The 1,996-nt window shown below is 79.6% G+C and carries 1 protein-coding gene; it reads left to right on the plus strand.

The window, feature by feature from the left end:
• Positions 1-1,996 (plus strand): GTPase-associated protein 1-related protein (locus JFN87_RS32970; protein WP_209346169.1); only part of this gene is annotated, 1,996 nt, incomplete at both ends.

Raw genomic sequence — 1,996 nt, forward strand, 5'->3', positions numbered from 1 at the left:
CGGCGCGCTCGCCGCGTTCGCGACGACCAGGGCCGCGCGGCTCGCGGCGTTCCTCACGGCCGTGCGCGACGTGTGCGAGGGCAGGCACGCGCGGCCGGGCGCCCCCGCTCGGCTGTTCGTCGTGGAGCGTGACAGCACGGACGTGGCCCGCTGGCTGGCGCTGGCCTGCGCGACGCTGCCACGCGGGTACGCGCGGAGGCTGACGTTCACGACGTACACCCGCAGGCCGGGCCGGGCGCCGCAGCAGATCGTCGGGGTGCTTCCCGCCGACGCGGCCTCGCTGACGGGCCGCAAGGGGCTGGACGGCGCGTCGCGCGTGTTCGACGGCACGGTGCACGGCGACGCCGGCGAGCTGCCGGACGCCGGGGCCCGTCTCGCCGCTGATCCCACCGACACGACGGCCACCTGGGCCGCCACCGCGGCCCGCGTCTGGCTGGCGGGGGCGCCCGAGGTGTTCGAGGCCGCGGGGGCGCTGCCGGACGGCAGGCTGTCCGCCGGCGCGCTCGCCTGCGCGGCGCTCGGAGCGGGCGTCGCTCTCGACGCGGAGGCGCGCGCGGAGGCGGCTGCGTGGGCGCGGCTGCACGCGCGGGTCCTGGACGCCGACGTGGTGGACCGGGTCGTGACGGCGCTGTGCGAGCCCGCCGGGGAGCGCTCGCCCGCCGAGGCGGCGGCGCTGGCCAGGCTGCTCGGCGCGCTCGGCATGACGGCCTCCCCCGCGACGACGGCGCGGCTGGGGGCGCTCGTGCTGGCCCTGGCCGTGCGCATGCCGTCGGCGGTTCCCGAACTGCCGGTGGCGCGCCTCGCCGCCCTTCCCGCGTCCGTGAAGGACCGGCTCGCAGGCGACCTGGCGGAGGAGCTGCGCGCCGGGGTCGCGGGCGGCTCGGCCGGCGTCGCGGACCCGCCGACGCTCCTGCGGGTGGCCGGCGTCCTCGGGGTGGAGTGCGCGGATCTGCTGCCCGGCGTGGCGGGCAGGCTCGCGGCCGCGCTCGCGGCCGACCCGGAGGGGGCGTGGAGCCCGGCCGTGGAAGCGGTGCTCGACGAGCAGTTCGAGCTGCGCACGGAGCTGCTGAGCGCCCTCGACGCCCGGGCGGCCGAGGATCCGGCCGCCGCGGTCCGGCTGATGGCCGTCACCGCTCTTGAGCTGACCGGCGTCCAGGCGCTGCCCCACCTGCGGATGTGCGCGGGCGCCCCGCGCGGGGGCGGGCCCGCCCGGGAGCGGGTGGGCGCACTGCACGACGCACTGCGCAGGGCCGGTGTCTCGCCGCTCGCCGAGCCGCTGGTGCTGCGGACCGCCGTGCGCCTGGTGTGGGACGAGGCGCTGCCGACTGCGGCCGAGGCCCGTCAGATGCTCGACGAGACGGGCTCCGACGCGCACCGCGTCGCGGGCACCTGGCACGTCCTGGTGCGCTCGGCGCTGGAGGCGCCCGCGGACGATCCCGCCGCGCCCGCGCTCGCCCCCGGCCTGCTGCGCTGTTTTCCCGACACGATCGGGCCGGGCCCGCGCGACGCCCTGCGGCTGCTGGAGTTCGCGGGCGCGCTGGAGGGCGGCCGGGTGGCCGCACCGTGGGTGGAGCCCGCCCTGGCCGCGCGGGAGGCCGCCAGGGTGCACGGCCCCGTCGCGCCCGCCGTGCTCGACCGGCTCGCCGCGGCGCTCGCGGGCCGCCTGCTGTCGCGGGAGCGCCCCGACGGCGAGCTGTACGCGCTGATACACCGCGGTGACGCCGCGCTCCTCGCCGCGTACACGGCCGCGGCTCGTAGCGACCAGGTCGCGGCGAGGCTGCGCACGGTGCCCGTGTACGCGGCGGACTGCTTCGCCGCGTGGACGTCGCTGCCCGGCGCGACGGGCGACTGGGACCAGGCGCGGACGGCGCTGCTCGACAAGGTGCTGCGGCCCGCGGTGCGCGCGCTGCCCGCGCCCGACCTGGCCGAGGTGGAGCGTCACCTCGAAGCGGCCGGCGCCCACCGCGCCGAGGAGTTCCGCGCCTCGCTGCGCTTG

Origin of the sequence: Streptomyces montanisoli, from assembly GCF_017813245.1 — a bacterium.
Taxonomy (GTDB): domain Bacteria; phylum Actinomycetota; class Actinomycetes; order Streptomycetales; family Streptomycetaceae; genus Streptomyces; species Streptomyces montanisoli.